Annotated in this window: 4 protein-coding genes; 2 read left to right on the top strand and 2 right to left on the bottom strand. The window is 72.1% G+C overall.

The features are described from left to right. Positions 1–1815: LCP family protein (locus tag GSY69_RS13080; protein WP_160954277.1), on the top strand; the 1815-nt coding region annotated here is incomplete at its 5' end. Further along, positions 1812–3812: an FAD/NAD(P)-binding protein gene (locus GSY69_RS13075; RefSeq protein ID WP_160954276.1), complete on the top strand. Its 2001-nt coding sequence runs from the start codon at positions 1812–1814 to the stop codon at positions 3810–3812. The genes GSY69_RS13080 and GSY69_RS13075, both read left to right, overlap by 4 nt. A 255-nt stretch (positions 3813–4067) precedes the next feature. On the opposite strand, the gene GSY69_RS13070 is transcribed toward GSY69_RS13075, so the two are convergent. Both GSY69_RS13070 and GSY69_RS13065 read right to left on the bottom strand, forming a co-directional pair. Continuing rightward, positions 4068–6401 carry a YhgE/Pip domain-containing protein gene (locus GSY69_RS13070; protein WP_160954275.1) on the bottom strand — a complete coding sequence of 778 codons (2334 nt, stop codon included), beginning with the start codon at positions 6399–6401 and terminating at the stop codon, positions 4068–4070. Then, positions 6401–8199: MMPL family transporter (locus GSY69_RS13065; protein WP_160954274.1), on the bottom strand; the 1799-nt coding region annotated here is incomplete at its 5' end. The genes GSY69_RS13065 and GSY69_RS13070, both read right to left, overlap by 1 nt.

The following is an 8199-nucleotide window of genomic DNA, read 5'->3' as shown; positions in this document are numbered from 1 at the left end:
CGTGCCGCCGGTGCGGCCCGCGCCTCGGGTGCCGCAGCAGGAGCCGCGGGAGCGGGCGCCGCCGGCACGGCGGCCGCTGGGCACGCGACCGCAGCGGACACGAGCGCACCGGCAGGCTCCGCAGCGGCAGGCACCTCAGTGGAGAGCACCTCGGCGGCGGGCACCTCGGCCGGTGGCTCCGCCGCAGGCACCGCGACCGGCAGCGCCTCCGCGGCAGCGGTCGGCAGCACCGCGCGGGGCGCCGCGGCGAGTGCGAGCCGCCGGGATGTGCACAGCGAGCGGGGCATCCGCCACTCGAAGGACCGCTCGGATGCCTTCCCCGCCGTCGTCGGCTGGACGTCGCTGGGCACTCTCATCCCCGGCCTCGCGATGATCCGCAGCGGCCGGTCGAAGAAGCTCGGCTGGTTCTTCCTGGGCTTCTTCCTGCTGGGCGTCCTTGCCCTCGTTGCAGTCCTCCTCATCAAGGGACCGGTGAAGTTCGCGGCCCGCTTCTCCACCCCGCAGATGCTGACGATGGTGGCGATCGCCCTCATCGTGGGCGCCCTCGTCTGGTTCTTCGTCATCCTGCGCTCCTACGCGGTCATGCGCCGCGGCCACCCGTTCAGCGCCGTCCAGCGCGTGCTGGGCGGTGTCCTCGTCGTCTCCCTCCTCGTCATCGTGGGCGTGCCCCTGGGCGTGGGCTCTGCGTACGCCTTCGTCACCGGCCAGACGATCTCCAAGGTCTTCGGCAAGGGCGACTCCGGACCCGTCAAGGACGCGGCCGAGCTGTGGCAGGACAAGCCGCGCGTGAACGTCTTCCTCATGGGCCGCGACAGCTCGGACACCCGCCAGGGCACCCGGCCGGACACGATGCTCGTCGCCTCGATCGACACGCACACCGGCGACGCGACCCTCTTCTCCATCCCCCGCAACCTCAACCACCCGCTGTTCAAGGAGGGGACGAAGCTCGCCAAGGAGTTCCCCGACGGCTTCAACGGCGGCCCGGGCGAGGAGGACAGTCTCATCAACGCGGTGTGGGACTGGACGACGGAAAACAAGCAGGACGTGGGCGACACCCACGGCCTGGAGAAGGGCATGGCCGCCACGATGCAGGCCGTGGAGGGCTCCACCGGCCTCGACATCGACTACTGGGCCTCGGTGAACATGAAGGGCTTCGAGGACGTCCTCAACGCCATGGGCGGCGTCAAGATCGACGTCGAGCGGCCCATCCCCATGGGCGGCGGCATCAACCAGGCCACCGGGGGCAAGAACTCCATCTTCGGCTGGATCGATCCCGGTGAGCAGACGCTCACCGGCGCGAAGGCCCTGTGGTACGTCCGGTCGCGCGACGGGTCGGACAACTACGACCGGATGTGCCGCCAGCAGCGCATGATCAAGACCGCACTCGGGCAGATGAACCCGCAGGAGCTGGCGCTGGCCTACCCCAAGCTCGCCGCCAGCGCCACGGAGAACGTGCAGACGGACATCCCGCAGAACCAGCTCCAGGCGTTCGTAGAGCTCGCCGGCCAGATGAAGGGCGCCAAGGTCAAGTCCGCCCAGATCAATAACCAGGTCACGAAGACCTACCGGCCGGACTACACCGTCCTCCACTCGTGGGTCCAGGAGCAGATCAACCCGTCCGAGTCCAGCCAGAAGGAAGACGCCCAGGCCACCACGACTGCCTCGGCCAAGCCCACGAAGTCCGCCGCGCCCACCGCAGCGGCGACGACGGGCGCACCCGCGCCGGGCATCGAGGACGCCGACGGCAAGTGCTACCCCACCGGCTACACGCCCGGCAGCGGGTGGCCCGGCTACCCCGGCAACTCCTCGAAATGACGGCGGCCGCCGCTCCCCCGGCGGGCGCCGGTGCCGCCCAGGCCGCGGACCCGCCCCTGCGGGTCGCGGTCGTCGGCGCCGGGCCGCGGGGGCTGAGCGTCTGCGAGCGGCTCGTTGCCCTGCACGCAGCGCAGGGCCGTGCGCGCGAGCTGCGGATCGACCTCATCGACCCGTATCCCCCGGGGCCCGGCCGCGTCTGGCGCACGGACCAGTCCCCCGAGCTGCTCATGAACACGACGATCGCGGACCAGACGGTCTTCCCCGATGCCTCGACCGGCCTGGAGCCCTGTGACACGGGCCCCTCGATGCCCGAGTGGTACCGGGCGCGCGGCGGCACCGCGCAGCCGGAATCGGCCTTCGCCCCCCGCGCGCTGTACGGGGAGTACCTCGCCTGGTCGTTCGAGCGCGTGCACACGGCGGCGGACGAGGGCACGGAGATCGTCGTCCACCCGGCCACCGCCACCGCGATCGTGGAGCCGGGCCAGCACGAGGAGCCGGCGGCCAAGCAGCTCGTGCGCCTGGACGACGGGACCACCCTCGAGGCCGATGCGGTGGTCCTGTGCCTGGGCCACCTCCCCGCCCGCCTCCAGGGCGAGCGCGCGAACCTGGCCCGTTTCGCCCGGGCCAGCGGCCTCACGTACCTGCCGCCGGGCCTGCCCGCGGAGACGGAGGTCGAGCGCCTGCCCGCCGGGCAGACCGTGGTCTTCCGCGGGTTCGGGCTCAACTACTTCGACCTCCAGGCCCTGCTCACCACCGGGCGCGGCGGCCGGTTCTCCGAGTCGCCAGACGGCACGCTGCGCTACGCCCCCAGCGGTGCGGAGCCCATCCTCGCGCCCTCCAGCCGCCGCGGCGTGCCCTACCGGTGCAAGCCCATCACCCCGGGCAGGCCCGCGCGCGATTGGCAGCTGCGCTACTTCACCCCGGGGTCGGTATCCGCGCTCGAGGATGCGGCCGGCGGTCTCCTCTTCAACGACCAGCTGTGGCCGCTCATCCTCGCCGAGCTGCGCCGCGCCTGGTACACGGCCCTGGCTGCCTCCCGCCCCGAGGCGTTCGCCGCCGCGCCGGCGGAGCTCTTCGCAGCCCTCGATGCCTCAGTTGCCGAGCACGTCAGCCGGCGCTCCGCGGACACGGTGCGCCCCGGTGAGCACCGCCCCGGCCTGCTCATCGCCGGCGGCCCCGACTGGGCCGCGCTCGAGGCCCGACTGCTGGCCGATACCGCCCAGGCGCTCGACCTCGCGGCCCTGCTCCACCCTCTGGAGGGGAGGGAGTTCTCCGCCCGCGAACCGGGCCCGGGGTCCTTCCACGACTGGATGCTGGAGTTCCTCGACGCGGAGTACGCGGACGCGCTGGCCGGCCCCGAGCGCGCGCCCTCGAAGGCCGTCTTCTCCGCCCTGTGGGCCGCGCGCGGCTACCTCAAGGAGCTCGTGGCCGACGGCCGGATCGATCCGCTCAGCTTCGCCACGGAGATCCGCGGCTGGTTCGAGGGCTTCGCCTCCGGCCTCTGCGATGGGCCGCCCCCCAGCCGCTTCGCGCAGCTCGCGGCGCTGGCGCGGGCGGGCCTCGTGACCTTCATCGGTCCCGAGGTCCGCATCGCCCAGTCCCGCCCGGACCGGCCCGCGGCGTTCGTCGCGACCTCCCCCGCGGTGCCCGGCGAAGTCCGCGCCCGCGCGCTCGTCGACGCGGCCTCGCCCGCGAACAACGTCCGCGCCGCCGACGATGCGCTGCTCGCCGGCATGCTCGACCGCGGTCAGGTGTGCGCGGCGACCCTCGAGGGACCGGACGGGATCGAGCTGCCGCTCAGCGGCCTCCTCGTGGACGGCGAGGCCTTCAACACGGTCGATCCGCGCGGCCACGTCCACCCGCGCCGCTTCGTGCTCTCCATCCAGTTGTCGGCCGATCAGCTGGGCTTGGCGATCGCCGCGAACCCCCAGCGCCGCGCGCGCACGCTCATCGACGCGCACCGGATCGCCCAGGCGATCCTCGACCTGCCCAGCTGAGCGCCCGCACCGCAGCGGCACGGCACCCAGTGGCACCGCGCCCCGCGGCCCCCCCATCTCACGGACAGCGTGCCTGGCGGGGGCGGCACCTCGCGAGCGCCGCACCCACCGAGCGCCGCACCCACCGAGCGCCGCGCCCACCGAGCACAGCGCCCACCGAGCACAGCGCCCGAGGCGCGGGCAGGCACGGTGCCTGCTCGCGCCTCGGGCGCGGTGCGGTGCGGGGTGCACGCGCACCCGCGGACCCCGGCGGGGTCAGACCCCGGCGAGCCTGGTCAGCCCGGCCGGGCCCATCGTGCGCTTGCGGGCCACCGCGGCCACGGCCGCACCGCCGGCCACGAGGAGCCACAGCAGCAGCGTGCCGAACGCGGCGCCCGCCCCGCCGGTGCCCGTCGCGATCCCCGTGATCCCGTCCATGGCCGGGGTCAGGGGCATGAACGCGGCGAGCCCGGAGAGCCAACCCGGCACGGCGGTGAGCACCTTCGCGGTCACCGCGGCGACGACGAGGATGACGGAGACGAACCGCCCCACCCCGCCGAACCAGGCGACGAGCGCGTAGTTGATGACGGTGAAGACGATCCCGGCGAACGCGGACAGGCCGAACACCTTGACCAGATCCCCCGCGTCGAGCGTGAGGATGAGCTGCGAGAGGCCGGTGAGGATCACCGCCTGCATGAGCGAGATGACGATCCCGGGGATGAGCCCCTTGCCCATGATCGCAATGGACCGGCGCCGCGAGGTCAGCGCGGTGGCGGAGACGGCGCGCACCACGGTGTACGTGATGAGGGCGCCGATCCACAGGGCCATGATGAGCAGCAGCGCAATCGAGGACGCCTGGGAGATGCCCTTGAGCCCGTCGATGTTGTCCGCGATCGGCGAGGACACGGCCTCGCTCATGCGGTCGCGCTCGGTCTTCGTGTAGCTGGGCACGTCGTCCTTGCCCTTGTCGAGGCCGTCGGCGAACTTGCCCACGCCCTCCTCGTATTTCCCGGTGCCCTGATCCAGCTTCTCCGCGCCCTGGGCCAGCTGGCCCGTGCCCGAGGCGAGCTTGTGCACGCCCCCGGTGTACGCGCCGACGCCGGCCGCGTACTTGTGCGCCCCGGTCGCGTACTGCTGCGCCCCGTCGGAGGCCTGGGTGACGCCGGCGGCCAGGGGCTTCATGCCGTCGGCCAGCTTGTCCGTGCCGTCGGCCAGCTGGCCGGCGCCCGAGCGCAGCTGCTTGGAGCCGGCGAGCAGCTCGTCCTGCTTGTCCGCGATCTGCTTGGTGCCCTCCTGCAGCTGCGAGACGGCCTTGTGCACGCCCCCGGCGTACCGCTCGGCGACGGCGGCCACCTTGTCCGCGCTGGACTCGAGTGACTGGCCGGACTTGGGGTCCTCCGCCTGGAGGCCCTTGGCCGCGCCCTCGAGCGAGCCCGCGGTGCCGGAGAGCACCCCGGCGATGTAGGCCTTGAGGATGCCCTCGCACACCTGGTCCTGCGTGCCGGTGGGGCAGAACTGCGCCTTGATCTGCGCGGCCTGCTTCTTCGTCAGCAGACCGGACTTCACCGCCTGGTCGAGGCTGGGGATCTTGCCGGAGGTCAGTGCGTCCCCGGCTTCCTCGGCGCCCTGCTCCAGGCCCTTGCGGTACTTCACGATGCCGTCGGAGACGCCGCGGGTGCCGGTGGCCACCTGGTCAGCGCCGTCGGCGAGCTTGCCCAGCCCGGAGTCCTCGGACCCCATGGAGGACAGCTGCTTGACCATCTGGTCCGTGCCCTTCGTGTACTGGTCCACGCCATCGGACAGGTTGCCAGCGCCGTCCGCGAGCTTGCGCGTCTGGCTGGGCAGCTGCTTGGTGCCCTTGTCGAGCTTCGTCAGGCCCGTGGCCAGGCCGTCGGCGCCCGAGGCGAGCTGGGCCGCCCCGCCGCTGATCTGGCCGCCGCTCTTGTCGAGCTCGCCCACGCCGGAGTCCAGCTGTCCGACGCCGGTGGACAGGCCGCTCGTGCCCTCCTTGAGGCCCTTGGCCCCGTCGTCGAGCTTGCCGGCGGCGTCGGCCATCTCCCCGAACTGGTCGCCCATCTTGTTGAAGCCCACGTAGATGCCGTCCAGGTACTGCTTCGTGTACTCCGTGTTGAACGTCGTGCGCGCGGTGGTGGCGATCGCCTGGCTGATCGCTGCGTCGGAGATCGGGGAGACCTTGGAGCTCGTCACGTCGATCGTCGCCTGCGCCGCCTTCATGGGGTCGTCCCCGGCGGTGGTGGCCACGGCCTTGGAGAAGTCCTTGGGGATGTGCACGACGGCCACGTACTCCCCGCTCTTGAGGCCCGCGGTGGCGTCCTCGTCATCGGAGAGCACCCAGTCGTAGTTCTCGTCCTGATCCTCGCTGTCGACGAGGCCCGCGGCCAGCTGGCGGCCCAGCGGGGCCTGCTTGCCGTTGATCTTCGCACCGTCGTCGTCGTTGACCACCGCAGCCTTGACCTGGCTGAGGCGGTCGTCGGCCTTCCACGTCGCGAACACGAAGCCCGCGGCGATGATGACGGGGACGAGCACGAGGCCCAGGATGGACAGCCACGTGACGCGGCGGCCGGAATCGGCGCGTTCGAACAGTGCCATCAGCGATGACCTCCCATGGGAGCGAGGGTGGGCTCGGCGCCGCGGCGGTGGGCCGCGAGGTCGAGCAGGGTGTAGTCGGTGCGGGCCGGGATCATCCAGTCCGCCTCCGGGTTGCCGAGGGTGAGGACGACGGCCGAGCCCGCCTGCAGCGCCGCCGCGATGAGGCGGCTGGCGAGCTCCGCGGTCTCCTGGTCGTGGGGCTGGTCCGCGGCGTCGACGACGAGCAGCTCCGGCGGGGCGGCGGCGAGGTCGCGCAGGTGGTCGGCGCGCGGGCGCATGTCCGGGTCCGCGGGGTTGAGCATGAGGTACGGGGTGCGCTTGCGCACCTTGTTCGCCTGCTCGGGCAGGACGAAGGAGCCCACCTTGAGGTCGCCGGAGTCCAGGTTGGCCCGCCCGGAGATCGCGAACAGCAGCGCCTCGGCGCCGGGCCCGGTCAGTGCGAGCAGCTCACCCGGCAGCAGCGCGATGTCCACGTCCTCGAAGACCCGGTGGCCGCGCGTGCCCAGCGACATCGCCTTGCCGTAGACGCGGTAGGGGGAGTCGGGCTCCGGCCAGTCGCGCAGGGCCACCTGGTGGTAGAGCCCCTCGCCCTCCACGTCGAAGTGGGGCAGCAGGCGGTCGAGCCACTTGGGCAGCCACCACGCGGCGTTGCCCAGCAGCGCCATGACGGCGGGCACCAGGGTCATGCGCACGATGAAGGCGTCGACGAAGATGCCCACGGCCAGGCCCAGTGCGATCGACTTGATGATGGGCTCGCCGGTGGGCACGAACGCGAAGAACACGGAGAACATGATGATCGCGGCGGCGACGACGACGGAGGCCGAGGACATGAAGCCCTTGACGATGGCCTCCTTGGCGCTGGCCCCGTGCACGTAGGCCTCGCGCATGCCGGAGACGAGGAAGACCTCGTAGTCCATGGCCAGGCCGAAGAGGATGCCCATGAGCATGATCGGCAGGAAGCTGATGATGGGGCCCACCTGCTCGAGGTTGAACAGGGAGGCGCCGTGGCCCTCGACGAAGACCAGGCTGACGACGCCCAGCGCCGCGACGACGGAGAGCAGGAAGCCCACGGTCGCCTTGATGGGCACCGCGATCGAACGGAAGACCATCGTCAGGAGGATGAGGGAGAGGCCCACGACGAAGATGCCGAACGGCAGGAGCGACTTCGCCAGCTGGGAGGACACGTCGATGCCCACCGCCGTGGACCCGGTGACGGCCGTGTTGAAGCCGTAGGCGTCCTGGAAGTGGGGCTCGAGGTCGCGCAGGCGGTTGACGACGTCCTCCGTCTGCGGGTCCGACGGGCCGGTCGTGGGGACGATCTGGAAGAGGGCGGTGTCCGCGTTCTCGTTGGGGGTTGCGAGGACGACCCGCTCCACGCCGGGGACCTTCTCGATCTCCTTCTTCATGTCGTCGACGTCGCCGAGCGGGTCATCGGAGCCGATGATGCCCGCGGTCATGACGAGCGGGCCGTTGTAGCCAGGGCCGAAGTACTCCTCCGTGAGGTCGTACGTCACGCGCGCCGGCGAGCCCGCCTCCTCGCCGCCGTTGTTGGGCAGCGCCAGCTGGAGCTTGCTGGCCGGAATGGCGAACAGCCCCAGGCCCACGACGATGATGAGCACCGTGAGGATCGGGATCTTCGTCGCGGCGCTCACCCATGCGTGGTAGAAGCGCTGCGGCAGGCTGCGCTTGCGCTCGGGGCCTCCGTGGGGGCTCGTGGCCGGCGGCGCGGTCACGGCCGGGGCGTGGGGGCGCGCACCGCGGGCGGCCGGCAGGCGCTGCGTGTCGGCGGGCGCCTGTG

Source organism: Brevibacterium rongguiense (assembly GCF_009857845.1).
In the GTDB taxonomy this organism is placed as follows: domain Bacteria; phylum Actinomycetota; class Actinomycetes; order Actinomycetales; family Brevibacteriaceae; genus Brevibacterium; species Brevibacterium rongguiense.
Note: the sequence above shows the minus strand (reverse complement) of the source record. Positions and strands in the feature narration are given on the sequence as shown.

Bases quoted from the DNA above. Each gene is read 5' to 3' on its own strand.
- GSY69_RS13070 (WP_160954275.1), bottom strand. From the start codon at position 6,401: ATGGCACTGTTCGAACGCGCCGATTCCGGCCGCCGCGTCACGTGGCTG.
- GSY69_RS13075 (WP_160954276.1), top strand. From the start codon at position 1,812: ATGACGGCGGCCGCCGCTCCCCCGGCGGGCGCCGGTGCCGCCCAGGCC.